General features: G+C 54.6%; 24 protein-coding genes. 6 read left to right on the top strand and 18 right to left on the bottom strand.

Annotation, left to right across the window (positions count from 1 at the left end):
* Positions 1-59: 59 nt before the first annotated feature.
* From accD to pdxB, 5 genes are all read right to left on the bottom strand, one after another.
* Entirely contained in the window at positions 60-974 is a 915-nt protein-coding gene (accD, locus tag CKO_RS02065) for an acetyl-CoA carboxylase, carboxyltransferase subunit beta (RefSeq protein WP_012131453.1), read from the bottom strand.
* Between the two features lie 152 nt (positions 975-1,126).
* A complete protein-coding gene (locus CKO_RS02060; RefSeq protein ID WP_012131452.1) occupies positions 1,127-1,786 on the bottom strand; it encodes a DedA family protein in 660 nt (219 codons plus the stop codon).
* Between the two features lie 23 nt (positions 1,787-1,809).
* Positions 1,810-2,622, bottom strand: a complete 813-nt coding sequence (truA, locus tag CKO_RS02055; protein ID WP_012131451.1) for a tRNA pseudouridine(38-40) synthase TruA — start codon at positions 2,620-2,622, stop codon at positions 1,810-1,812.
* A complete protein-coding gene (locus CKO_RS02050; protein WP_012131450.1) occupies positions 2,622-3,635 on the bottom strand; it encodes an aspartate-semialdehyde dehydrogenase in 1,014 nt (337 codons plus the stop codon). Before CKO_RS02050 ends, truA begins: the two co-directional genes overlap by 1 nt.
* A 61-nt stretch (positions 3,636-3,696) precedes the next feature.
* Positions 3,697-4,833: a 4-phosphoerythronate dehydrogenase PdxB gene (pdxB, locus tag CKO_RS02045; protein WP_012131449.1), complete on the bottom strand. Its 1,137-nt coding sequence runs from the start codon at positions 4,831-4,833 to the stop codon at positions 3,697-3,699.
* A 102-nt stretch (positions 4,834-4,935) separates the two neighbouring features.
* Here pdxB and flk point away from each other — a divergent pair, with 102 nt between their 5' ends.
* The gene (flk, locus tag CKO_RS02040) at positions 4,936-5,937 is read left to right on the top strand and encodes a flagella biosynthesis regulator Flk (protein ID WP_024130150.1); all 1,002 of its coding nucleotides are present in this window, start codon (positions 4,936-4,938) and stop codon (positions 5,935-5,937) included.
* Here flk and CKO_RS02035 read toward each other — a convergent pair.
* Positions 5,934-7,112, bottom strand: a complete 1,179-nt coding sequence (locus CKO_RS02035) for an MFS transporter (protein ID WP_012131447.1) — start codon at positions 7,110-7,112, stop codon at positions 5,934-5,936. The two genes, flk and CKO_RS02035, sit on opposite strands and share 4 nt — an antisense overlap.
* 241 nt (positions 7,113-7,353) lie before the next feature.
* On the opposite strand from CKO_RS02035, the gene CKO_RS02030 reads away from it, so the two are divergent.
* Positions 7,354-7,878: a YqhG/Tai3 family protein gene (locus tag CKO_RS02030; RefSeq protein ID WP_012131446.1), complete on the top strand. Its 525-nt coding sequence runs from the start codon at positions 7,354-7,356 to the stop codon at positions 7,876-7,878.
* A 111-nt stretch (positions 7,879-7,989) separates the two neighbouring features.
* Here CKO_RS02030 and fabB read toward each other — a convergent pair whose 3' ends face one another.
* Complete coding sequence (gene fabB / locus CKO_RS02025) at positions 7,990-9,210, bottom strand: beta-ketoacyl-ACP synthase I (protein WP_012131445.1); 1,221 nt, start codon at positions 9,208-9,210, stop codon at positions 7,990-7,992.
* A 158-nt stretch (positions 9,211-9,368) separates the two neighbouring features.
* Between fabB and mnmC the strand changes: the two genes are divergently transcribed.
* Complete coding sequence (gene mnmC, locus CKO_RS02020; protein WP_024130149.1) at positions 9,369-11,369, top strand: bifunctional tRNA (5-methylaminomethyl-2-thiouridine)(34)-methyltransferase MnmC2/FAD-dependent 5-carboxymethylaminomethyl-2-thiouridine(34) oxidoreductase MnmC1; 2,001 nt, start codon at positions 9,369-9,371, stop codon at positions 11,367-11,369.
* Positions 11,370-11,437: 68 nt separating this feature from the next.
* On the opposite strand, the gene CKO_RS02015 is transcribed toward mnmC, so the two are convergent.
* Genes CKO_RS02015 through prmB form a run of 6 tightly spaced genes read right to left on the bottom strand, consistent with a single transcriptional unit; the run spans position 11,438 to position 15,990 of the window.
* Positions 11,438-11,716, bottom strand: a complete 279-nt coding sequence (locus CKO_RS02015) for a YfcL family protein (protein ID WP_012131443.1) — start codon at positions 11,714-11,716, stop codon at positions 11,438-11,440.
* 32 nt (positions 11,717-11,748) lie between these two features.
* A complete protein-coding gene (locus CKO_RS02010; RefSeq protein ID WP_012131442.1) occupies positions 11,749-12,297 on the bottom strand; it encodes an elongation factor P hydroxylase in 549 nt (182 codons plus the stop codon).
* On the bottom strand, positions 12,297-13,106 hold the full coding sequence (locus CKO_RS02005) for a sulfite exporter TauE/SafE family protein (protein WP_012131441.1): 810 nt from the start codon (positions 13,104-13,106) through the stop codon (positions 12,297-12,299). The genes CKO_RS02010 and CKO_RS02005 overlap by 1 nt, the downstream gene beginning before the upstream one ends.
* Entirely contained in the window at positions 13,106-13,930 is an 825-nt protein-coding gene (mepA, locus tag CKO_RS02000; protein ID WP_012131440.1) for a penicillin-insensitive murein endopeptidase, read from the bottom strand. Before mepA ends, CKO_RS02005 begins: the two co-directional genes overlap by 1 nt.
* 3 nt (positions 13,931-13,933) lie before the next feature.
* Positions 13,934-15,019, bottom strand: a complete 1,086-nt coding sequence (gene aroC / locus CKO_RS01995) for a chorismate synthase (protein WP_012131439.1) — start codon at positions 15,017-15,019, stop codon at positions 13,934-13,936.
* Between the two features lie 38 nt (positions 15,020-15,057).
* Positions 15,058-15,990 (bottom strand): 50S ribosomal protein L3 N(5)-glutamine methyltransferase, encoded by a 933-nt coding sequence (prmB, locus tag CKO_RS01990; RefSeq protein ID WP_012131438.1) that lies wholly within the window; start codon positions 15,988-15,990, stop codon positions 15,058-15,060.
* Between the two features lie 165 nt (positions 15,991-16,155).
* Here prmB and smrB point away from each other — a divergent pair, with 165 nt between their 5' ends.
* Positions 16,156-16,707 carry an endonuclease SmrB gene (gene smrB / locus CKO_RS01985; protein ID WP_012131437.1) on the top strand — a complete coding sequence of 184 codons (552 nt, stop codon included), beginning with the start codon at positions 16,156-16,158 and terminating at the stop codon, positions 16,705-16,707.
* Between the two features lie 249 nt (positions 16,708-16,956).
* Here smrB and sixA read toward each other — a convergent pair whose 3' ends face one another.
* The 4 genes from sixA to CKO_RS01965 form a co-directional block, all read right to left on the bottom strand.
* A complete protein-coding gene (gene sixA, locus CKO_RS01980) occupies positions 16,957-17,442 on the bottom strand; it encodes a phosphohistidine phosphatase SixA (RefSeq protein ID WP_012131434.1) in 486 nt (161 codons plus the stop codon).
* Between the two features lie 206 nt (positions 17,443-17,648).
* Positions 17,649-19,796 (bottom strand): fatty acid oxidation complex subunit alpha FadJ, encoded by a 2,148-nt coding sequence (gene fadJ, locus CKO_RS01975; RefSeq protein WP_012131432.1) that lies wholly within the window; start codon positions 19,794-19,796, stop codon positions 17,649-17,651.
* Positions 19,796-21,106, bottom strand: a complete 1,311-nt coding sequence (fadI, locus tag CKO_RS01970) for an acetyl-CoA C-acyltransferase FadI (RefSeq protein ID WP_012131431.1) — start codon at positions 21,104-21,106, stop codon at positions 19,796-19,798. Before fadI ends, fadJ begins: the two co-directional genes overlap by 1 nt.
* A 177-nt stretch (positions 21,107-21,283) precedes the next feature.
* Positions 21,284-21,568 carry a YfcZ/YiiS family protein gene (locus tag CKO_RS01965; RefSeq protein WP_024130148.1) on the bottom strand — a complete coding sequence of 95 codons (285 nt, stop codon included), beginning with the start codon at positions 21,566-21,568 and terminating at the stop codon, positions 21,284-21,286.
* A gap of 371 nt (positions 21,569-21,939) precedes the next feature.
* Here CKO_RS01965 and fadL point away from each other — a divergent pair, with 371 nt between their 5' ends.
* On the top strand, positions 21,940-23,289 hold the full coding sequence (fadL, locus tag CKO_RS01960; RefSeq protein WP_024130146.1) for a long-chain fatty acid transporter FadL: 1,350 nt from the start codon (positions 21,940-21,942) through the stop codon (positions 23,287-23,289).
* Positions 23,290-23,351: 62 nt separating this feature from the next.
* On the opposite strand, the gene mlaA is transcribed toward fadL, so the two are convergent.
* Positions 23,352-24,107: a phospholipid-binding lipoprotein MlaA gene (gene mlaA, locus CKO_RS01955; RefSeq protein WP_024130145.1), complete on the bottom strand. Its 756-nt coding sequence runs from the start codon at positions 24,105-24,107 to the stop codon at positions 23,352-23,354.
* A gap of 288 nt (positions 24,108-24,395) precedes the next feature.
* On the opposite strand from mlaA, the gene CKO_RS01950 reads away from it, so the two are divergent.
* A complete protein-coding gene (locus CKO_RS01950) occupies positions 24,396-25,328 on the top strand; it encodes a formate/nitrite transporter family protein (protein ID WP_012131426.1) in 933 nt (310 codons plus the stop codon).
* Positions 25,329-25,395: the final 67 nt, after the last annotated feature.

Here is a 25,395-nt window from a genome sequence, read left to right as displayed (position 1 = left end):
AATTCGTTACGTTGAGAAAAGCAAAAGGGCAGCGCCAGTGGCCCTGCCCTTATCAGCTATCAGGCCTCGGGTTCCTGATCGGGTACCGGCGGCACCACCTCGCCTTCGCGCGGCGCATCCGGGTTCGGCGCCGGAAGATTCATCAGCTTCGCCAGAACGCTTGCCAGTTTCAGGCGCATTTCCGGGCGGCGGACGATCATATCGATAGCGCCTTTTTCAATCAGAAACTCACTGCGCTGGAATCCCGGCGGCAGTTTCTCACGTACGGTTTGTTCAATAACACGCGGGCCCGCAAAACCGATTAACGCTTTCGGTTCTGCAATGTTGAGATCGCCGAGCATCGCAAAACTTGCGGAAACGCCGCCCATTGTCGGATCGGTCAACACGGAGATATACGGCAGACCACGCTCCTGCATTTTCGCCAGCGCAGCGGAGGTTTTCGCCATCTGCATCAGCGACATCAGCGCTTCCTGCATACGCGCGCCGCCGGAAGCGGAGAAGCAGATCAGCGGGCAGTTATCTTCCAGCGCCTGCTCAACGGCACGGACAAAACGCGCGCCGACCACAGACCCCATAGAACCGCCCATAAAGGAGAACTCAAACGCCGCCGCGACAATCGGCATGTCGTGGAGCGTACCTTTCATCACCACCAGCGCGTCTTTCTCGCCGGTTTCCTTCTGCGCGGAAGCCAGACGATCTTTATACTTCTTGGAGTCGCGGAACTTCAGCACATCTTTCGGCTCAAGTTCGCTGCCCAGTTCCACAAGGCTTCCTTCATCTAACAGGCTATGCAGGCGATTGCGCGCCGACATGCGCATATGATGGTCACACTTCGGACAGACCTCAAGATTACGTTCCAGCTCAGCACGGTATAAAACCTGACCGCAGCTATCACACTTGGTCCACACCCCTTCAGGAATGCTTGCCTTGCGGGTGGGAGTAATGTTGCTTTTAATTCGTTCAATCCAGCTCATTAGTGACCTTTCTGCCTGAACCTTAGTCGTCAGCTTTGTTATCAGGAGCGCATAATGCCATTTTTGCCCCCAACAGACTATGAATGTTGCACATTAAAACATAACAGCCCGAAACTTTGGATAAAAAAGTGGTCGAACCGCTGAGTTACTTTCTATTTTGCGGCACGCGACGCAGCGCGCTTATGGCGAATGATTTCAACCACGCCTGGCAATATCGACACCACAATAATCCCTACGATCAGTAACTTAAGGTTATCCTGAATCATAGGGATCGTACCGAAGAAATACCCCGCATATGTGAAGAGCAGCACCCATAAAAGCGCGCCAATGACGTTATACGCGGCAAAATGGCGATAAGACATATGTCCCATACCCGCAACAAACGGCGCAAAGGTTCTGACAATCGGGACAAAACGGGCCAGAATAATGGTTTTCCCGCCATGCTTCTCATAAAACTGGTGCGTCTTATCAAGGTAACTGCGACGGAAAATTTTTGAATTCGGGTTACTGAATAACCGTTCGCCAAACAATCTGCCGATCGTGTAGTTCACCGCGTCGCCGACAATCGCGGCGATCAGCATTAACATCACCATAATATGTACGTTGAGATCGTTGGTTTCCAGCGACGCCAACGCGCCCGCCACAAACAGCAACGAATCCCCCGGCAGAAACGGCGTCACCACCAGTCCGGTTTCACAAAACAGGATCAGGAACAGAATGGCATATACCCAGACGCCGTATTCCGCGACCAGCTCCGCCAGGTGCACGTCAATGTGCAGGATAAAATCAATCAGAAAATAAATCAGGTCCATATTGATGCCTTATACGACTCAAATTAGTCCGCCAGAAACAGCGGGCCCAGTGGCGTTTTGGGAAGGTCAAACCGTTCCGGGTAATCAACCGCAACCAGATACAACCCTTCCGCTTTCGCCGTTGCTGCTGAAAGCCGCCTGTCCTTCGCCGCCAGCAACTCTGCTATCCAGCTCTCCGGCTGGTTGTGGGCGCCTACTTCCATCAGGCTACCGACAATATTCCTGACCATATGATGTACAAAGGCATTGGCTTTGATATCGACCACCACATACGCACCGTGACGCGTCACGTTAATGTGCATCACGTTTCGCCACGGCGTACGCGACTGGCACTGTACCGCGCGAAACGAGGTAAAATCATTTTCACCAATCAGACACTGCGCCGCCCGGTGCATACGTTCTGCGTCCAGCGGCTCATAAAAGTGCGTAACCCCATGACCTAAAATCGCCGGGCGCAACCGATGATTGTAGATGATGTAGCGATAACGGCGAGCCGTTGCGCTAAACCGGGCGTGAAAATCCTCAGGTACAGCTTTAACCCAACGAACCGCGATGTCACCAGGTAAATTCGCATTTACACCCAGCGTCCACGCCGCGTCTTTACGCAACGCGGTAGTTTCAAAATGCACCACCTGCCCCGTTCCGTGTACGCCAGCGTCTGTCCGCCCGGCGCAAAACACGTTAACAGGTTCGTTGGCAACCTGAGAAAGCGCCTTTTCCAGCTTTTCCTGAACGCTGCGCACTTCGTTCTGGCGTTGCCAGCCATAATATTTGCTGCCGTCGTACTCAATGCCCAGCGCAATTTTATAAACTGGCGGTTGTTCCACTGCTGACATCAGTACAGGTACTCCTGCACCAGTTTTTCCGCGGTTTTGACCGCCATCAGCGCGCCGCCAAAGCGAACGTTATCGGCCACCGACCAGAACTGAACCTGCTCCGGCATGCCATAGTCGTTACGCACACAGCCGACAGAAAGCTGCGGATTGCCTGACGCATCGCCCACCTGAGTCGGGAAGTCAGTCTCTTCAGACAGCACAATATCTTCGCCGCGAGAAAAGGCATCGCGCGCCTCTTCCGCCGCCAGCGGGCGCAGCGCTTCAAAACTGACCATTTGCGCATGGCCATAAAATACCGGCGACTGAATGCAACTGGCGGAAATCATCAGCCCGTCGTCCTGCAAAATCTTACGCACTTCGTCAACGATACGGCGCTCTTCGCGCACGCTGCCTTCACTGTCCGGCAGGAGCGGCAGCATGTTAAACGCCAGTTGGCGACCAAAGAAATCATCTTCGTCGATAGGGATACCGTTGAGCAGTTTCGCGCTCTGACCGGCCAGCGCATCCACCGCTTTTTTCCCGTGTGCCGAAGCGGAAAGCAGGCTGGTGACGCTAATGCGCGACAGACCGCCTTCATCAATCAGCGGCTTCAGCGAGGCCAGCAACTGGCTGGTCAGGCTGTTGGCTACGGCAATCACATTGCGGTTGCGGTAATCGGCCAGCACAGACGGGTTTACTTCCGGCACCACTAATGGCACATCCGGTTCCAGGGCAAACAGGCCGCTGCTGTCGATCACCAGACAGCCCGCATTGGTGGCTTCCTCAACCCATGCGGCAGAGGCTTCAGCGCCAGCGACAAAAAACGCCAGCTGCGCCTGCGTCCAGTCAAAATCAGCGACATCCTGCACAATGACCGACTTGCCGCTATAGCGCAGATGTTCGCCCGCACTTTCATTACGCGCCAGCGCATAAATCTCACCGACCGGGAACTGACGTTCAGCCAGCGTTTCGAGCAGGGCTTCGCCTACGGCGCCTGTTGCGCCCAGGATGGCAATGTTCCAGCCTTCAGACATGGTGGTTTACTCCAGAAATAGCAAAGCTCCCCGCGCTATGCAGGGAGCGACAAAAAGAATGTTAATGGGCCGGATGATGAACGGCGTTGAAACCGAGCTTATGCAGCAGCGTGGCGGCACTGGCATCGTCGCACATCACGTACAAGGAAGACCATTCACGGCGCTCAAGGTAATTCTTACGCAGCTTATCAAACTCGCCCGGAATTCCGGCGACTTTACGCAGTGGCGCATCATCGCGGCGCACATCATACACCAAATGCGCCAGCCTTTTCAGCGTCGGCTGATCCAGCGGGCCATGCAGCGTAATACGCCCAAACTCCGGCGCGGGTAGCAGCGTATCCAGCGCCACTTTTTGCGCCCGTCCGATAAACGTACTATAGGCTTCAAAGACCTGCGTGGTGCCGCGCGCCTTCCCTTCCAGGGTATAACCGGCAATGTGCGATGTGCCGATATCAATTTTTTCCAGCAGCGCCACGTTGAGATCGGGCTCCCCTTCCCAGACATCAAGCACCACGCTCAGCGACTGCCCGGCATTCAGGCGCGCCAGCAGCGCGGTGTTATCCACCACCGGGCCGCGACAGGCGTTAATCAGAATCGTCCCCGGCTTCAGCCGCCCGATCAGCGCCTCATCCGCCAGGTGCAGCGTCTTGTAAGGCCCCTCTTTATACAATGGCGTGTGGAACGTCAGAATATCCGCTTCCTGGACCAGCTCATCCAGCGAGCGGAAATCACCTTCATCGCCCCGGTCCGCACGCGGCGGATCGCACAGCAAAGTGCGAATGCCCAACGCTTCCAGCCTCGCCTGCAAGCGAGCGCCAACATTACCTACGCCGACAATCCCCACGGTGCGGTCGCTTAAAGCAAAACCGTCACGCTCCGCCAGCATCAGTAAAGCGGAAAAAACATATTCAACAACAGCGATAGCATTGCAGCCAGGCGCCGCTGAAAACCCCACGCCAGCCTGCTTAAGCCACGCCTCATCCACATGATCGGTTCCGGCGGTTGCGGTGCCGACAAATTTGATGGATTTCCCCCCAAGCAGCGCTTCATTCACTTTGGTGACTGAACGCACCATTAACGCATCCGCATCATCAAGTTCTGCAACGGGAATGGGGCGACCGGGAACCGCTTTGACCTCGCCCAGACGGCTAAATAATTCGCGGGCATAAGGCATATTTTCATCAACGAGGATTTTCACGTCTGCGTACCTGTTTGAGAACGAGAGTTAACCGGGCAAGTGTGCCATAATCTGGCCGCCAGGCATACTTTGCTAAGATTTATGGTTTAAGGATAAGTGATGATGCAACCCATTTCCGGTACTCCCGCACGCCCTCCCGGTGAAGGTCAGACTGCGCCTTCCGTTGCCGGAGAACAGCCGCTATCCACCCAGCAGCGCACGGTGCTGGAACGCCTGATTACGCGTCTGATTTCGCTGACGCAACAGCAAAGCGCGGAAGTCTGGGCCGGAATGAAACACGATCTGGGCGTAAAAAGCGACACGCCGTTACTGTCGCGTCACTTCCCCGCCGCAGAACAAAATCTCACGCAACGCCTGAGCGTCGCTCAGCAGAACCACGCGAATCGTCAGGTACTCTCGCAGTTGACGGAATTATTGAGCCAGGGGAACAACCGCCAGGCCGTCAGCGATTTTATTCGCCAACAGTACGGTCAGACGGCGCTCAGCCAGTTAACGCCCGAGCAGTTAAAGAATGTGCTGACGCTACTGCAACAGGGGCAACTTTCCATTCCTCAGCCTCAACAACGTCCGCCAACCGACAGACCGTTATTGCCTGCCGAGCATAATACGCTCAACCAACTGGTGACGAAGCTGGCCGCCGCGACGGGCGAATCGGGCAAACTTATCTGGCAGTCCATGCTGGAACTTTCCGGTGTGAAAAGCGGCGAGCTGATCCCTGCAAAACAGTTCACGCACCTGGTCACCTGGCTGCAAGCGCGCCAGACCCTCAGCAACCAGAGCGCGCCCACCCTACAGACGCTACAGGCGGCGCTAAAACTGCCGCTGGAGCCGAATGAATTCACGGCGTTAAGAGATTACGCCCAGCAGACATATCAGGCGTTGCCGCATACAATTCTGACAACCGCTCAGGTTCAGGATCTGCTGAACCAGATCTTTCTGCGCCGCGTTGCGCGCGAAAGAGAGTTAACCGAGCCGCATCACATTCAGCCGATATACAGCCCGTTCGCCCCGATGATTGAAACCATCAAATCCGTAACGGCGCGACCGGGGCTGATCTTTATCGCACTGGCGGTTGCCTTCATTCTGTTCTGGCTGGTGTCTTAACCCCGGCGAAACGACAGCAGCGTCACCACAATCCCCACGACGGCAGAAATCGCCCCGGCGAGGAACACGGAAGAGTAGCCGCACGAGGTGGCTAACAGCCCGGCCAGCGGACCGGTAACGCCGTAGGAGATGTCCTGAAACGCGGCATAGCCGCCAAGTGCCGTACCGCGTACCTGAGAAGGTACGCGCTTCACCACTTCAACGCCCAGCGCCGGGAAGATGAGCGAGCACCCAGCCCCGGTTAATGCCGCGCCCAATAGCGCAATCCAGGCCACAGGCGCCAGCCAAAGCAGCACCAGCCCTGCCGTTTCGACCAACAGGGACGCAACCGCCACCTTCACACCGCCAAAGCGATCCGGCATCCAGCCAAACAGCACGCGCATCAGCACGAAAGCGCCGCCAAACGCGGTCAACGTAAAACCGGCCATCGCCCAGCCTTTACTGGCGAAATAGAGTGAAATGAAGGTGCCGATAACGGCGAAGCCAACCCCCTGTAGCGCCAGCCCCAGGCCCGGCTTCCAGATGAGGCCAACGACGCTCCACAGCGACGGACGTTCGCCCGCGTGCGCAGGTACCTTACGCACGGTGCCATTAAATGCCCAGGCCAGCAGTGGCAGCGCCATTGTCGTTCCTGCCAGCGCCGCAAAACCGTAATGGCTGTGAATCAGTAAACCAAGCGGCGCACCGGCAGCCAGCGCGCCGTAAATCGCCATGCCATTCCACGACATCACTTTACCGGAGCGAGAAGGCCCTACCAGCCCCATCCCCCAGGTCAGGGTTCCGGTCAGTAGCTGGCTTTCGCCAAAACCCAGGATCAGTCGCCCGACGATCAGCAACGCGAATTTTACAGGTACAGAAACAGGTAACAACGCCGCCAACAGCCACGCGCCCCCCGCCAGCGCGCAGGCCAACATCCCCTGTAGCGCGGAACGTTTGGCGCCATATTGATCGGCCAGTCGCCCGGCGTAACCACGGGTTAATACCGTTGCAAGGAATTGAATGCCCACCGCGATGCCGACCATCGTGTTGCCATAGCCCAGCTCATGGTGAACAAAAAGAGGGATTACAGGTAACGGTAAACCGACCGTCATATAGGTCAGAAAAACCGCAAAAGCGATACGAAAAAGCGAAAAATTCGCAGAAGGTGTTTTTTCTTTTTGGGATACAGCTGTCATGCGTTACTCCAGAATGCAGAGTAAGGCGAGGAAATGCCACGCCCCCTCCACCTGACCATCAGGATTAAGGTGCGTTGGATAACGTTAAACGCTTACGCATTATCATGGGGATAATGTTGAGCGTGAAGTCTGCCTGTGGGAGACCGGGCTTGTCAACTTAGAAATCACAGCATTATTTGTCATTTCTGTCGAATTGAACACGGTTAAAACATACTGTCATTTTCTTTCAGGGAAAAAAGTAATGAAAGCGTTTCCTCTTATTACGCTTATCCTGTTGCTTTGCGGCTGCGCCACACCTCATCGCGATAGTACGCAGGATATTAACCAATTCTATCTCTCATGGATGAAAACATTCACAGAGGATCAGGATACCCCTCATGATAAGTCGGCATTAATGCAACGCTATGTCGCGAAAGAACTTATCAATCGCCTGACGCTAATTGATAACCTTTATGAGCAGGAAATCGTGGCGTCAGACTACTTTATGTACGTGCAGGACTACGCGCCGGAATGGATCGCTAAATTCCACGCAGGAACAGCCAGTGCTTTTTTGGGAGGTGAAAAAGTGGATGTATGGCTTGGCGATTCCGATACCCGCCTTATCCATTTAATGGTGTATACTCGCCGGGAAAATGGCCAATGGAAAATTTATCGGGTACGCGATCTTACCCACCAGTTTGAACACCCGATCTACGATGCAGGCGCTATTGCCCGCGCCAGGGCGTGGTCGGCAAAAGTCGCGCAGGAATACGAAAACAAGCAATAAAAAAAGGAGCCATTATCGGCTCCCCTGTAGGCCTGATAAGCGAAGCGCCATCAGGCAAACGTTGATGTCGGATAGCGGCGTAAACGCCTTATCCACCCAACGTCTTCAGATTTACGCTTTCAGCTTACGCATAACCAGCGTCGCGTTGGTGCCGCCAAAGCCGAAGCTGTTGGACATGACGGTCGTCAGTTCGCGATCGGTGGCTTCGGTTACGATGTTCAGACCTGCCGCTTGCTCGTCCATCTCTTCAATGTTGATGCTCGGCGCGATAAAGCCGTGTTCCAGCATCAGCAGCGAATAGATAGCTTCCTGCACGCCAGCCGCACCCAGAGAGTGACCGGTCATCGCTTTGGTCGCGGAGATAGCCGGGCTCTTATCGCCAAAGACTTCACGAATTGCGCCCAGCTCTTTCACGTCGCCTACCGGCGTAGAAGTACCGTGGGAGTTCAGGTAGTCAATCAGAGTGTCAACGCCGTGCATCGCCATCTGCATGCAGCGCACTGCGCCTTCGCCTGACGGTGCAACCATGTCAGCGCCATCGGACGTTGCGCCGTAACCGACGATTTCCGCATAGATGTGCGCGCCGCGCGCCAGAGCATGTTCCAGTTCTTCAACCACAACCATACCGCCGCCGCCCGCGATAACGAAACCATCACGGTTCGCATCATAGGTACGGGAAGCTTTAGACGGATCGTTGTTGTATTTGGTGGACAGTGCGCCCATCGCGTCGAATTCACACGCCATTTCCCAGCACAGCTCTTCGCCGCCGCCGGCAAAGACGATGTCCTGTTTGCCCAGTTGAATCTGTTCAACCGCGTTGCCGATGCAGTGTGCAGAGGTCGCGCAAGCAGAGCTGATGGAGTAGTTCACGCCGTGGATTTTAAACGGCGTAGCGAGGCAGGCAGAAACGCCGGAGGCCATCGCTTTGGTCACTACATACGGGCCAACGGCTTTCAGACCACGCGGGCTACGCATGGCATCTGCGCCAAAGACCTGGAATTTCGGGGAGCCGCCGCCGGAACCTGCAATCAGGCCAACGCGCGGGTTATTCTGGTAAGTTTCTACAGAGAGACCCGCATCAGCAATCGCCTGCTCCATAGAAAGGTAAGCATAGATGGATGCGTCGCTCATAAAGCGCACTACTTTGCGGTCAATGAGGCCAGTGGTATCCAGTTTGACGTTACCCCAAACATGGCTACGCATGCCGGAGTCCTTCAGCTCCTGAGAGAAAGTGATCCCTGAACGTCCTTCACGCAGAGATGCCAGGACTTCCTGCTGGTTATTACCGATGCTGGAAACGATGCCCAGGCCAGTAATCACTGCACGTTTCATTCAATACCTCTGTAAGTCGCACTATTTTAAGATTCGACTCGCACAATAGCGTACACTTGTACGCCGAACAAGTCCGATCAGCCAATTAATATGGAAATTTGCGCCTCCGGGCGCACATCGCTAAGATCGTGACACTGCCTGTCAGACGAGTAACTTACGTGAAACAATACGCTATACAACCTGCCAACCTTGAATTCAACGCTGAGGGTACACCTGTTTCCCGAGATTTCGATGACGTCTACTTTTCCAATGATAATGGGCTGGAAGAGACGCGTTATGTTTTTCTCGGCGGCAATCAGCTTGAGGAGCGTTTTCCGCTGCACCCTCGCCCATTATTCGTGGTGGCAGAGAGCGGTTTCGGCACTGGCCTTAACTTCCTGACGCTCTGGCAGGCGTTCTCGCAGTTTCGCGACGCTCACCCTGAGGCTACGCTACAAAGATTACATTTTATCAGTTTTGAAAAATTTCCCCTGACGCAGGCCGACCTCGCTTTAGCCCATCAACACTGGCCAGAGCTTGCCCCCTGGGCACAGCAGCTACACGCGCAGTGGCCGCTGCCGCTGGCCGGGTGCCATCGTCTGATTCTTGATGACGGTCGTGTGACGCTGGATCTCTGGTTCGGCGATATTAATGAGCTGACGGGGAAACTGGATGAATCTCTGAACCAGAAAGTGGACGCCTGGTTTCTGGATGGTTTTGCCCCCGCGAAAAACCCTGACATGTGGACGCAGAATCTGTTTTCCACCATGGCGCGACTGGCTCGCCCCGGCGGAACGCTGGCGACGTTTACCTCTGCGGGATTCGTGCGCCGAGGGTTGCAGGAGGCAGGGTTCACGATGCAAAAACGCAAAGGTTTTGGCCGCAAGCGTGAAATGCTTTGCGGCGTCATGGCGCACGCGCTGACGTTCCCCTCTCCGACGCCGTGGTTCACCCGCAGCGGCAGCGCCAAACGAGACGTCGCAATCATCGGCGGCGGCATCGCCAGCGCGCTGCTGTCGCTGGCGCTTCTGCGCCGCGGCTGGCAGGTAACGCTCTATTGTTCAGATGAGCAGCCCGCGCAAGGCGCATCCGGCAATCGCCAGGGGGCGCTTTATCCCCTGCTCAGCAAACACGATGCGGCGATTAACCTCTTTTTCCCGAGCGCGTTTACGTTCGCGCGGCGTCTGTATGACGCGCTGCCGGTGACTTTCGACCATGACTGGTGCGGCGTCACGCAACTGGGCTGGGACGAAAAGAGCCAGCACAAAATCGATCAGATGCTGTCGCTGGCGTTGCCCGATGCGCTCGCAGTGGCTGTAGATCCAGACCAGGCGCAGCAGGAAACAGGCGTGGCGACACACTGTCGCGGAATAACGTATCCGGCTGGCGGCTGGCTGTGCCCAGCACAGTTAACCGCTGCGCTGCTGGCGCTAGCGGCCACACAAGGGCTGCGGAGGCATTACACACACACGCTCACCGCCCTTTCGCGCCAGGCCACAGGCTGGCAGTTGCAATTTGCAGAGGGTAAGGCAGTTGAACATGAGGTGGTCGTGCTGGCAAACGGGCATCAGATTAACCACGTTGACCAGACGCGTCCGTTACCGGTCTATTCGGTGGCTGGTCAGGTGAGCCATATCCCGACGACGCCTGCGCTTTCCGCATTACGCCAGGTGCTGTGCTACGACGGATACCTCACGCCGCAAAACCCTGCCACTCATCAGCACTGCATTGGCGCCAGTTACCATCGCGGCAGTGAGGAAACTGCCTATCGTGAAGACGATCAGCAGCAGAATCGCCAGCGCTTGATCGACTGCTTCCCGGATGCCGCATGGGCAAAAGAGGTTGATATCAGCGAAAAAGCGGCGCGCTGTGGCGTACGCTGCGCCACGCGCGATCATCTGCCGATGGTCGGAAATGTGCCGGACTATGATGCAACGCTCGCACAATACGCCGCCCTTGCCAGACAGAAAGACGCCGCCGAACGCGCGCCGGTTTATCCTGATTTGTTTATGCTGGGAGCGCTCGGATCGCGCGGGTTGTGTTCAGCCCCGCTCTGTGCGGAAATTCTCGCGGCGCAAATGAGTGAAGAGCCCATTCCGATGGATGCTGACACGCTGGCGGCGTTAAACCCGAATCGTCTGTGGGTACGGAAGTTATTGAAGGGAAAAGCGGTGAAATAAGTCCATCCGTTGGATGAACGTTAACGCCACCCGGCAAGGTGAAAATGCCGGATGGCGACGCATCCGGCCTACGCGTTAATGGCCTTCTGGAACAGGTTATCCCACATTTCTTTCACTAACGCCTGGTCACGCGGCGACAACTCGCCTGCGCCAATCGCTTTTTCCAGGCTGCTGGTGACGTTGGCATACACCGCTTCTGCGGAATGGTCATCACCGCCTTCCAGTTCTGCAACTGCTAACGTCAGGTGGCCACGCAGATATCCGCTGGCAAACAGCTCGTCATCGCTTGCGTGCTCTACCATATCGTCGATTAATGCCAGAATGCGTGATTCAAACTCCGCGATCATCTTCTTTCCTCATTGTAAACGTGGCGTCGGCCTCAGTTGAGCGCTTCCGGCCACGGGAACTGTTCCGCCGTAATGTCAGGCGTGTGATAATAATTCTGTAACGCTTTAATAAACCGGGCCGGGCGTTCAGGAATGCCTTTTTCCAGGTACTCCATCACCTGGGCATGAACCCGGCGCTGAAATACCACGCGATCCGGTTCGAAGTCCCCTTCCAGGTTGTCGCAACTGACGTTAAACGGATAACCCGCCGCCACGCAAAACAACCAGTCAAAGGCCTGCGGTTTCACTTCCACGTCTTCAAACTGGCTTTGGGTTTGCGCATCACGCCCATCCGGGCAATACCAGTAACCAAAATCCACCAACTCGCGACGCGCCTTTCCGGCAATACACCAGTGCGAAATCTCATGCAGCGCGCTGGCGTAAAAGCCGTGCGCAAAAACAATCCGGTGGTACGGCACGTCCGCATCAGCAGGAAGATAGACCGGTTCGTCATCGCCTTTAATCAGACGGGTATTAAAATCGTCGGCAAAGCAGCCGTTAAAAATATCAATTAGCTGTTGGTAATGATGCGTACTGTTCATTAGTTCATCCCCAGCAAGTGGAGAATCTCCTGTCCGTGGTTATCATAAAGTAGTTTGGCGCTCATCACCGCAGAGACGATGACAATCATCGGGCGAATGAGCTTCTGTCCTTTGCTTAACACCAGTCGCGAGCCCATACGAGCGCCCAGAAACTGGCCAATCAGCATCACGAAACCTGTCGCCCAAATGACTTTACCGCCAATAGCGAACAGCAACAGGCCGCCAATATTCGAGGTGGCATTCAACACTTTGGCATGGGCGGTGGATTTCGCCAGGTTGTACCCGCACAGCGTCACAAACGCCAGCGCGTAAAACGATCCGGCAGCCGGGCCGAAGAAGCCATCGTAGAATCCGACACAGCCCCCGGCGACCAGCGCGAAAGGCAGGCCATAAAGCCGACGCTGACGATCCTCTTCGCCGAGTTTCGGCATCAACAGGAAATAAAGGCCAATACAAATAACCAGCACCGGTAAAATCTGCCGCAAAATGCTCGCCTGGACATATTGCACCAGTAACGCGCCGCTCATTGAGCCAATGAACGTCATCAGAATATTGAGTTTCTGATCGGCAAGATTAACCACTTTGCGACGAATGAAATAGATTGACGCGGAGAGGGAGCCGCCGCAGGCCTGCAATTTATTGGTCGCCAGCGCCTGTGCTGGCGACATGCCTGCCGCCATTAATGCAGGGATCGTTAATAAGCCGCCTCCCCCCGCCAGCGAATCAATAAATCCAGCCAGCATTGCCACGAAAAAAAGAACAATCAATAACAGCGGGGACACCATAAACAGATTTAAAAAATTGTCCATTAGAGTACATGCTCATCCAGTAGCGCCTGGCAGGAAGGCGGCAACGGTGGCGGTGTCTTCTTCTCAGGCTTTGTTGTTCCAGGTTCAGGAGGTTCAAACCAACTTTGTAGTTCTGCGCCACATCCATCGCCAGGCGGAGGCAAAGGCTGATCTTCGCACTCCAGGCTGTCGGCAGGGCAACGTAATCGTACATGCATATGCGCACGATGCTGGAACCAGGGTCGCACTTTACGCAACCAGTCACGATCGGTTCCGGCATCCAGGCATAACTGCTGTTTAATGGCAGGATTAACAAAAATACGCGTGACGTCGTTATCTTCCGCAGCCAGTTTGATCAGGCTGGAAATTTCCGGCTTCCACAGCGAAGGCACCACATGTTTGCCGTCGCGGGAGACCAGGTCAATTGCCTGAGGTCGCAGTAGCTGCGCCTGCGTCCAGCGTGTTTTCGGCAGTTGCAGAAAAATATCGACATCGAGCCCGGTCTGGTGGCTGGCATGTCCGCCGTTGAACCGCCCGCCCGCAGGCATCCCCATATCGCCGATCAACACCGTTCCAAATCCAAGGTTGCTGACCTGAGTGCTCAGTCGTTGAATAAACATCACGAGATCGGGATGACCAAAATAGCGGCGCTGATCGGTACGCATCACCTGATAGTGTTCGGACTGCACGGGAAGCGTGTCTGCCCCAACAATGCAGCCATTCGAAAAGCCGCCGATGGATTGCGCACTTCCGGGAACAGGATGCGTAATTTTCTGCCAGGGCGTTGCCGCCAGGCTGGCGCTGCTGACCAGAAGAGCCAGCAACGCGAGTGCCGTTTTTTTCATTGATTACCAGCGTGGAATATCAGTCTTTACATCCGCATTTTGCGCGCGCTGACGCAGAAGGTGATCCATCAGCACGATCGCCAGCATGGCCTCAGCGATCGGCACGGCGCGGATCCCAACGCAGGGATCGTGACGCCCTTTGGTGATCATCTCGACTTCTTCACCAAAGCGGTTAATCGTACGTCCCGGCACCGTAATACTGGAAGTGGGTTTCAGCGCCATATGTGCAACAATTTGTTGCCCGCTGCTGATACCGCCGAGAATACCGCCCGCATGGTTGCTCAGGAAGCCCTCTTTGGTAATTTCATCGCGATTCTGGCTGCCTCGCAACGCGACCACATCAAACCCATCGCCAATCTCCACGCCTTTTACCGCGTTGATGCTCATCAGCGCATGAGCGATGTCCGCATCCAGACGGTCAAAGACCGGTTCGCCAAGCCCTGCCGGAACGCCGTTTGCCACGACGGTCACTTTTGCCCCAATCGAATCGCCCTCTTTCTTCAGGGCGCGCATCAGTTCGTCCAGCGCGTCGATTTTATCTGGATCAGGACAGAAAAACGGGTTTTGTTCAACCTGCTGCCAGTCTTTGATTTCAAGCGGAATATCGCCCATCTGGGTCAGACACCCCTGAATGACGATGCCGTGTTTCTCCGCCAGATATTTTTTAGCAATCGCGCCAGCCGCGACGCGCATCGCCGTTTCACGGGCGGAAGAACGACCGCCGCCACGGTAATCGCGCAGACCGTATTTCTGCTCGTAGGTATAGTCGGCATGGCCCGGGCGGAAAACGTCCTTAATGGCGCTGTAATCCTGTGAACGCTGATCGGTATTTTCAATCAACAGGCCAATGCTGGTGCCCGTCGTCACGCCTTCAAAGACGCCGGAGAGAATTTTCACCTGGTCCGGTTCACGACGCTGGGTCGTGTAACGCGAGGTTCCCGGACGGCGTCTGTCGAGATCGTGTTGCAGGTCGGCTTCCGTTAGCGGAATGCCCGGCGGAACGCCATCAACGATACAACCGAGCGCCAGCCCGTGTGATTCACCAAAAGTCGTTACGCGAAAGAGTTGTCCAAGTGTATTTCCTGCCATCACGGCTCCGTTATCGTTGTTGTGTTGTTGACCGTTGATTAATCTTTATAGATGCTGAAATGCTCGCGAGCCGCAATGAGCTGCGCTTTCGTCAGCATAAAGACGCCGTCGCCGCCGTTATCGAACTCCAGCCAGGTAAACGGTACATCGGGATATTGTTCTATCAGATGTACCATGCTGTTTCCGACTTCACAAATCAGAATACCGTCATCGGACAAGTAGTCCGGCGCGTTGCCCAGAATACGGCGGGTCAGTTTTAAACCGTCAGTGCCGGACGCCAGGCCCAGTTCGGGTTCATGACGATATTCATTCGGCAGATCGGACATATCTTCCGCATCAACGTACGGCGGGTTCGTCACAATCAGGTCATACTGCACTTTCGGCAGATCGCGGAACAGATCGGAGCGAATCGGCGTGACATGGTTGAGCAGACCGTGCTCTTCAATGTTGTGTTCGGTTACGGCTAACGCGTCGCTGGAGATATCAACGGCATCCACTTCCGCCTCCGGGAAAGCATAAGCACAGGCGATAGCGATACATCCGCTGCCGGTACACATATCCAGAATGTGGTGCGGCTGCTCGCTGATAAGCCCCGCGAAGCGGTTGTTGATCAGCTCGCCAATCGGCGAACGTGGCACTAATACGCGTTCATCAACATAGAACTCATGGCCGCAGAACCAGGCTTTATTGGTCAGGTAGGCCACCGGAATACGCTCGTTGACACGGCGAATGACCCGTTCAACAATGCGGTGACGTTCGCTGGACGTCAGGCGCGCGGTACGCATGTCTTCTGGAATATCCAGCGGCAGATAAAGTGACGGCAGTACCAGCTGTACGGCCTCATCCCACGGGTTGTCCGTGCCGTGACCATACCAGATATTCGCCGCGCTAAACCGGCTTACCGCCCAGCGCAACATGTCCTGAATGGTATGCAGCTCACTCACTGCTTCATCAACGAAAATTTTATCCACGTATTCCTCCAGGGCATGCTCGCATTAAATTCGGCGGCTAGTTTGCCACGAAGACGGCGATAAATCAGCACTCACGCGGCGCCAGAGCGTGAAAATTGCGTTTTGGCTGAACGAATGTCCCCTGAGTCGGGTAAACTAACGCAAAATAAAAGATGAGACGTTCGAATGAAAAAGAAAACATCGCTCAGCGAGGAGGACCAGGCGTTGTTCCGGCAGTTAATGACCGGCACCCGCCAGATTAAGCAGGACACCATTGTCCACCGGCCGCAACGTAAAAAAATCACAGAAGTCCCGGTCAAGCGTCTGATACAGGAGCAGGCTGATGCCAGCCACTATTTCTCCGATGAATTTCAACCGTTATTGAATACCGACGGCCCGGTGAAATATGTACGTGCCGACGTCAGCCATTTCGAGCTGAAGAAAATGCGTCGGGGCGACTATTCGCCGGAGTTGTTCCTGGATTTGCACGGTCTGACGCAACAGCAGGCCAAACAAGAGCTGGGGGCGCTGATTGCCGCCTGTCGCCGCGAGCATGTCTTTTGCGCCTGTGTGATGCACGGCCACGGAAAGCATATTCTTAAGCAACAAACGCCGTTATGGCTGGCGCAACATCCGCACGTTATGGCCTTCCATCAGGCGCCAAAAGAGTACGGCGGGGACGCTGCGCTGTTGGTATTGATTGAAGTAGAAGAGTGGTTGCCGCCGGAGCTTCCTTGACAATGCCGATTGCCGATTGCCGGATGGCGGCGCAAGCGCCTTATCCGGCCTACGGGGTCAGTGCAGGCTATAGGCCTGATAAGCGAAGCGCCATCAGGCGCCTTATCCGGCCTGCGGGTTCAGTGCAGGCTGTAGGTCTGATAAGCGAAGCGCTATCAGGCGCCTTATCCGGCCTACGGAGTCAGTGCAGGATGTAGGCCTGATAAGCGAAGCGCCATCAGGCACAGTATCCAACCGACGATAATAACGTTAAATCGCTTTTGCCATTTTCAGATTACACGGGCTCATCTGCCAGTTGAAAACCCCTTTGCCGCTTTCATCAAGCGTTACGCTGGCAATCGCAGATGTGGTGAACATTGGCGGCGTCTCGCCAGGACAGAGTTCAGACACCAGATATCCCACCAAAGGCAGGTGAGAGATCACTAACACCGATGCGACGCCTTCATTCGCCAGCGTCTGCAACCAGGCGCTGACCATACCGACATCGCCGCAAGGAGTAAGCTCCGGCAAAACGTCCACATTGCCAGGCAGGTTCATACACTCCCCTACCACATCCAACGTTTGTTCGGCTCGTAGAAACGGGCTCACCAGAACACGTTCGATATCCACTTTTTGACCTTTCAGCCAGTTCGCCATAAGGCGGGATTCGTCACAACCACACGAGGTTAAAGGACGAACCGAATCACTGGCGGCATCGAGGGCCGCGTCGCCGTGACGCATGATAAAAACTTGCATATTGCACCGCTTTTGTTAACCAGAATCACCCACATTCTTAGCAAAAACCCTGACGGGTATGATAAAAATGCGGTGGCCGGCATTGTGCCTTATCCATTCACCGAATGAAACGCTGTTTTTTACCTCAATGGCGTAAGTATAGTCAATCTTTGTTTACAAATTGACCACCACACAGTCATTCGGTGCGGTCTCGTCCTGATATGACCTTATTCCTTCAGGTCTGTTTCCCCACTGTTCCAGAAACGTTCACCGCGTTCAGCCATCCGCAATAAGCGCTCGCACGGGGTAAACCGGTCGCCATACTGCGTAGCCAGTCGTTGCAGAACCGCAACCACTTCACCCGCGCCGAGAGTGTCCATATAACGGAACGGGCCGCCAAGAAACGGCGGAAAACCAATACCAAATACCGCACCGATGTCGCCATCACGCGCGCTGCGGATCACCTTCTCATCAAAGCAGCGCGCCGCTTCATTGAGCATTAACATCACGCACCGCTCAGCCATTTGCTGCGCAGAAAGTCGGCTCTGCCCTTGCGTACCAATAAGCCTATAAATTGCAGGGTCGACCTGTTTTTTGCTTTTACGCCCTTTCACGCCATAAAGATAGAAACCGCGACCATTTTTTCTGCCTTTGCGATCGTCATTCAAAATTGAGGCAACAACGTTTGCAGGCGCGCTAAAACGTTCGCCGTAAGCGGCTTCCAGTACAGGTATAATTTTAGTGCCTGTATCGATGCCAACCTCATCCAAAAGTTGGATTGGCCCGACCGGAAAACCAAACTTGACCAGCGCGGCGTCGATCGCTTCAACGCGTTCGCCTTCGGTCAGCAACCGTATTGCTTCGTTGATATACGGGGCAAGAATACGATTAACGTAGAACCCGGCTTTATCGCTGACCACAATCGGCGTTTTGCCCTGTTTTTTCGCCAGCTTAACGGTCGTGGCGATCGTCTGCGCAGAGGTTGTCGCATGAGGAATGACCTCCACCAACGGCATTTTTTCTACCGGGCTAAAGAAGTGCAAACCAATCACCTGCTCAGGCCTGGCCGCGTTAGCCGCGATGTCGCCGATGGGTAAAGATGAGGTGTTGGAGGCAAAAATGGTGTGAGGAGCGCAGTTTTGCTCGACTTCCGCCACCATCTGCTGTTTTAACGCCAGATCTTCAAACACCGCTTCAATAACCAGATCCCGATGCGAGAAGCCGCGGTAATCCGTTGAGCCGGAGATTAGCGCCAGCTGTTTGTCGCGTTCGCCCGCTTTGATATGGCGGCGGCGAACTTTGGTTTCAAGCTGATCCCAGCTGTACTTCAGCGCGTGGTTGATGCCTTTGGCATTAATATCTTTGATGCGAACCGACAAGCCGCCTTTACAGGCCGTCACGTAAGCAATACCGCCGCCCATCAGACCTCCGCCCAGCACGCCTACGCTGGCTAACGGGCCAGGCTGCGCATCGCTCCCCGGATCTTTTTTCACTTCGGTACTGGCAAAAAAGATATTCCGCAACGCCTGCGACTGTGGCGTCATCGCCAGTTCGCCAAACGCCCGCGCTTCCGCGTCGTATCCGCTACTGCTTCCCTGCGCCAGCCCGGTTTCAATCACCTCAAGGATTCGCTCTGTCGCCGGGTAATTACCCTGCGTTTTCTGCCCGGTTTTTTTACTGACCATGCGAAACAGCAGCGTGCGCCCAAGCGGCCCGGCCAGAATACGTTCACGCACCGGCAAATTCCGCTGAGCGGAACGCCCTTTAATCGCCAGTTCCACGGCGGCCTCAAGCAAAATGGCGTGCGGCACGACTTCGTCCACCAGACCAACCCTGAGCGCTTGTTTTGGCCGTAACTGCTTACCGGTGAGGATCATGTCCAGCGCCGTACTCACCCCAACCAGGCGCGGTAATCGCTGCGTACCGCCAGACCCTGGCAGCAGCCCCAGTTGCACTTCCGGCAGACCCAGCACGGTTTTCGCATCATCAGTACAAATGCGCCGATGGCAAGCCAGCGCCATCTCTAACCCACCGCCGAGACACGCGCCGTGAATGGCGGCGACAACCGGAACAGACAGCGCCTGAATTTCAGCCATTATCTGCTGGCCCTGACGCGCCAGCGTTTCAGCTTCCTGCGCGCTTTTGCAGTTGCCGATCATGTTGATATCCGCCCCCGCGATAAAGTTATCCGGCTTCGCAGAAATAAAAACCACACCGCGCAGCGCCTTGTTTTCCCGAATCTGTTTCAGGATGGCGCGAACCTGCGTCGCGAACTCCGCCTTCAGGGTATTCATTTTCTCACCGGGGACATCAATAGAGACGACCGCGACGTTATCCAGACGCACGTTAAGCGTGAACGCTGATGTCATGTCCATTATTCCGCCTCCAGAACCATTGCCGCCCCTAAACCTCCCGCTGCGCACGCGGTCACCAGGCCAAAACCGCCTCCCCGACGGCGTAGCTCATGCAGGGTTTGCGTGATCATCCGTGCCCCCGTTGCGGCAAACGGATGTCCATAGGCAATCGACCCGCCGAGGACGTTAAACTTACTGTCATCCACTTCTCCGGTCGCATGCGCCCTGCCCAGCACGTCGCGGGCAAAACGCTCGCTGCCAAGCAGTTGAATGTTAGCCAGCGTCTGGGCGGCAAAGGCTTCATGCATATCAATTAACGAGAGATCGGCCAGCGTTAATCCGGCCCGCTCCAGCGCCAGCGGCGTCGACCAGGCCGGGCCCAGCAGCATGTCCTGCCAGACGTCAATTGCGGTAAACGCATAGCTACGCAGATAACCCAACGGCGCCAGGCCAAGTTCTTTAGCGCGAGACTCCGTCATCAGGATGACGGCTGCCGCGCCATCCGTCAGCGGCGTACTGTTCGCCGCCGTGACCGTCCCATGTTGTCGATCAAACGCGGGGCGCAGCTTCGCATAATCTGCCAGAGTAGAGTTGCCACGAATATTATTGTCTTCAGAAAAAGGCTCTTTATACGGCGGCGCATATGTCGTCATCACCTCATCCGCCAGTTTACCTTCGGCCCAGGCCTGCGCGGCTCGTTGATGGGAACGATGCGCCAGCGCATCCTGCTGCTCACGCGTAATGCCATAGGTTTTCGCCATTTGCTCGGCCGTATCGCCCATCCGTAGCCCGGTGGAATATTCAGCGACCGCGGGCGGAACAGGCATCAGGTCTCGCAGACGCAGGCGGGAAAAGAGTTTGAGTTTTTGCCCGGTCGTGCGGGCTTTATTGACGTCCACCAGTATACGCGCCAGCTTTTTGCTGACGCCAATGGGTAACACGGAAGAGGAGTCCGCGCCGCCAGCAATCCCCGCGCGAATCGTCCCCGCCATCAGGCTTTCCGCAACATTCGCTACCGCCTGAAAACTGGTCGCGCACGCCCGGCTTACGCTGTAGGCATCGGTGTGAACATTCATCCCCGTACCCAGCACAATTTCCCGGGCGATATTGGGAGCTTCAGGCATTTGCACCACCTGGCCAAAAACCAGTTGCTCAATAACCTCGGCAGGTATTTCACTGCGCGCCAGCAATTCCCCAACAACCATTTTTCCCAACTCAACAGCAGGAATGCCATGAAAAGCGGTGGCCTGACGAGCAAACGGCGTACGTAATCCGCTTACAATGGCGATACGATCGCCCTGGCGGGTAACCAGTGGTAAAGCCTGACTCATAACATTCCCCTGTAAAAAAATAAAATAAGTGGTCTGACCTGATCACAGTCTTAACCAATTTTTTACATTTCGCCAAGCGGAGACGCCAGAAAGTGAGAGCTAAGACACAGAGGATAGTAACAGAGGGTTACGAAAATGCCCCTGCCAGAATTTGACAGGGGCATTCAAAGAAGGGGATTAACGCAGACCCAGCTGGAAGATCAGCGTTTCAGCTTCGCAGGCGAAGACAAAGTCGATGTCCAGACGCACGCCTTCAGCTTCTTCGGTAAAGGTGGATGTAATCTGGCAAGGTTCAGATTCCACACCACGCGCTTTTTCTGTCAGAGCCGCCAGCGTTTCTTCGGCCTGCGCGCGGTTTTCAAACACACGGCTGTAGGACGCGGTGCAATCGGAGTTGTCCATAATGGTGCCAACATCCATACAGCAGCAAACCGGGGTTTCATCAGCACTGCATTTACTCATTGTAGATTTCCTCTGTATTTGCACTCAAGGTGCCAGATAAATATTGAGGATATTTTACGCTCGTGGAAAAAGGCTCTCCAGTCGTTAATGACGCAAAATGGGATAAGTGACCGAAATCACACTTAAAAATGATCTAAAACAAAAATCGCCCAATCGAGTGAGTGCGCCAGGCCTCAAATTTGCCAGCTGGATCGCGTTTCTACGATCACAATTGAAAAATATTATAAACATACTTGCAACATTCCAGCTGGTCAGACCTATACTCACGCCACTGGTCTGATTTCTCTGTCGTACCTCAGACCCTACACTTCGCGCTTCTGTTACGGCATGTAACATAGTTTGTATAAAAATAAATCGATGAGGTTATGGTCATGAGCCAGAAAACCCTGTTTACAAAGTCTGCTCTCGCAGTCGCAGTGGCAATCGTCTCCACACAGGCCTGGTCTGCAGGCTTTCAGTTAAACGAATTTTCTTCCTCTGGCCTTGGCCGGGCTTATTCGGGTGAAGGCGCTATCGCAGATGATGCCGGTAACGTTAGCCGCAACCCGGCGTTAATTATGATGTTCGATCGCCCCACCTTCTCTGCGGGTGCGGTGTATATCGATCCAGATGTCAATGTGACCGGCCGCTCTAACTTAACCGGGCAAAATGCCAACGCGAATAATATTGCGCCAACAGCGTGGGTTCCTAACCTGCACTTCGTTGCGCCGATCAACGATCAGTTCGGTTGGGGGGCATCCATTACCTCCAACTATGGCCTCGCCACCGAATTCAATAAAGATTATTCAGCCGGTATCTATGGCGGTAAAACAGACCTGCAAACGGTGAACCTGAACCTCAGCGGCGCCTATCGCCTGAATAATAGCTGGAGCTTCGGGGTTGGTTTTGATGCGGTTTACGCGAAGGCTAAAATTGAGCGCTATGCGGGTTCCCTCGGTCCGGTGCTTTCACAACAGCTGGTTGGACAAGGCGTACCCTCTCAGTGGACGGATGGCATTAACTCCCCTGACTCCCAGATCGCTCACCTGAAGGGTGATGAGTGGGGATTCGGCTGGAACGCAGGCATCCTGTATGAACTCGACAAAGATAACCGTTGGGGCCTGACCTACCGCTCTGAAGTGAAAATCGACTTCGAAGGCGATTACAAAAGCTCCATTAACCCAAATCTGAACAATATTTTCGCCAGTATGGGGCTTTCAAGCCTGCCATACGGCACTGGCGGCGCAACACAGAATGGTTCCTTAACCCTGAACCTGCCTGAAATGTGGGAAATCTCCGGTTATAACCGCGTCGCGCCGCAATGGGCTATCCACTATAGCCTGACTTATACCAGCTGGAGCCAGTTCCAGGAGTTAAAAGCCAAAGGCGACGATGGCCAGACGCTCTTCTATAAAGATGAAAGCTTTAAGGATGCGTACCGTATCGCGTTGGGTACGACCTACTACTACGATAAGAACTGGACTTTCCGTACCGGTATCGCGTATGACGATAGCCCGGTTCCGGCAAACAAACGCTCCATTTCTATTCCCGATCAGGACCGTCTGTGGCTGAGCGCGGGTGCAACTTACGCCTTCAATGAAGATGCTTCTATCGACGTTGGCGCATCCTATATGCACGGTCAGAACGTGAAATTCACCGAAGGGGAAGGCCCGGCAGCTTACTCCTTCAAGTCTGACGGTAAAGCCTGGCTGTTCGGTACGAACTTTAACTACGCGTTCTGATTTTCATCAGACGTAAAAAAAGGTGAGTCTTTTGACTCACCTTTTTTATTGGCCTCGTGTGGTTATTCAGAATCAATCTCTTTAAGATCGTCCTGAATCGCCTGGGCATTCGGGTTTTCCTGCGGTTTAAGCTTCCCGCCGTTAGCGATGAAGTCATGACGCTGGAAGTATGCTTCACGCACCAGAATATACGGGTCGGAAGACTGACGCAGCAGACCATCGGAATCCAGCAGTTGCGCGCGGGTTTCAATTCCTTCAATGGTCCATTTACCAATAGACATCGGCCAGGTGAGCCAGGAAAGTACCGGATAAAGGGTATCGGCCATATCACCGCCATCTTCACGCAGCGTGAAGCTGCCATAGAACGGAAGTTGCACGTAGGGGCCATACCCCACACCGTAATGGCCTAACGTACTGCCGAAACGGTGCGGTTCAACACGCTGTAGTTTTGGATTCGCCATCCCCGCAACATCAATAAAGCCCCCCATTCCCAAAATACTATTCAGGAAGAAGCGGGTGAAGTGCACCATGCCCTGATAGGGATCGCCCTGCAGGAAATAGTTCACCATAATCGCAGGCTCTTCGAGGTTGCTGGTAAAATTACTCAAACCATTTCTGGCAGGCTGCGGAACATAATCACGCCAGGCGACAGCGACCGGTCGAACGACATACGGGTCCAACACGTTAAAGTTGAAGTTGTACATGGTGCGGTTAAATCCTTCGAGCGGATCTGAACGCCCCTGCTGTTCTGTACCGGAGCTTGCACATCCCACCAGCAGTGTGCTCCCCAGCGCAAGCGCCGACAGGCGAAGCTTCATAAATGTCTCCCTGTTGATTATGGCTATCGCTGATTGCCATCCATGACGGAACGAGACCGTATCCGCCTGTTTAGGTGTGAGCGATTGTAACAGCACGTCAAATGATGTCTATATACTGATTCTTGTTGATTTGATCATAGCCTGTAACTCTGGCTCATGGCGGGTTTCATTCTAACCGGGCGGGTAAAAACGCGCGTCGCCTTTTTTGCGATTTCAGAGTTTGCCCTGCCTTCAGTCGGATAAAAGCCACTACGCTTTAGACAAATGTGTTCATCACGAGGTCTCACAATGGATAAATTCAGCGAAGAGAAAATTGATCAACACAGTGACGAACTCGAAGTCGAAAGCGAAGAAAAACAACGCGGGAAAAAGATAGAGGTCGACGAGGATCGCCTCCCCTCACGCGCGATGGCGATTCACGAACATATCCGCCAGGACGGCGAAAAAGAGCTGGAGCGTGACGCTATGGCGCTGCTGTGGTCAGCCATTGCCGCAGGGCTCTCAATGGGCGCCTCGCTACTGGCGAAAGGTATTTTTCACGTACAGCTGGACGGCGTCCCCGGCAGTTTTTTACTTGAGAATCTGGGTTATACCTTTGGTTTTATCATCGTCATCATGGCGCGCCAGCAGTTGTTTACTGAAAATACCGTCACCGCCGTTCTGCCGGTGATGCAAAACCCGACGATGGGCAACGCGGGTCTGCTGATGCGGCTCTGGAGCGTGGTGTTACTGGGCAACGTAGTCGGTACTGGCATCGCCGCATGGGCTTTTGAATATATGCCTATATTTGACGAAGAAACGCGTGATGCGTTTGTCAAAATCGGCATGGATGTGATGAAAAACAGCCCTGGCGAGATGTTTGCCAATGCCATTATCTCCGGCTGGATCATTGCCACAATGGTATGGATGTTTCCCGCTGCCGGCGCCGCAAAAATCGTGGTGATCATTCTGATGACCTGGCTTATCGCCCTCGCTGACACGACCCATATCGTCGTGGGTTCGGTTGAAATCCTCTATCTGGTGTTTAACGGCACGCTGCACTGGAGCGACTTTTTCTGGCCCTTTGCTTTGCCCACGCTGGCGGGGAATATCTGCGGCGGTACATTCATCTTCGCGCTTATGAGCCATGCGCAGATCCGTAATGATATGAGCGCCAGACGCAAAGAAGAGGCCAGGCTGCGTGCCGGAAAGAAGGCGGAAAAGCAGAAAAAACAGTCCTGAATGGCGACTGTTTGAGCAGTCAGGCGGCGATATACTTACTGTGCAAGGTAAAAAACGCTATACTCGT

It is taken from the genome of Citrobacter koseri ATCC BAA-895, from assembly GCF_000018045.1.
Lineage (GTDB): Bacteria > Pseudomonadota > Gammaproteobacteria > Enterobacterales > Enterobacteriaceae > Citrobacter_B > Citrobacter_B koseri.
This window is presented reverse-complemented; position numbering and strand designations above follow the sequence as displayed.